At 55.9% G+C, this 256-nt stretch carries 1 protein-coding gene; it reads left to right on the top strand.

The annotated features are described in order from the left end of the window. Positions 1–74 precede the first annotated feature (74 nt). Positions 75–256: rRNA adenine N-6-methyltransferase family protein (locus HMPREF2604_RS03950; RefSeq protein WP_305764406.1), on the top strand; the 182-nt coding region annotated here is incomplete at its 3' end.

Genomic DNA, 256 nt, shown 5'->3' with positions numbered 1-256 from the left:
AAACCGCTCCGGTCCTTTAGCCGGGCGGCTATTTGTCATGCCCGGCTCCCTTTCAAATCCAAGGAGCACACCTGATGTCTGCATACGGATACGGCCGTCACGAGCATGGCCAAAATTTTCTCACAGACCACAAGATCATCAACTCCATCGTCGATCTTGTGAAACAAACCTCCGGCCCCATCATTGAGATCGGGCCAGGAAGCGGTGCCCTCACTCACCCGATGGCCCACTTGGGGAGGGCGATAACGGCAGTTGA

It is taken from the genome of Corynebacterium sp. HMSC055A01 (assembly GCF_001809405.1).
GTDB classification, from domain to species: domain Bacteria; phylum Actinomycetota; class Actinomycetes; order Mycobacteriales; family Mycobacteriaceae; genus Corynebacterium; species Corynebacterium hesseae.
This window is presented reverse-complemented; position numbering and strand designations above follow the sequence as displayed.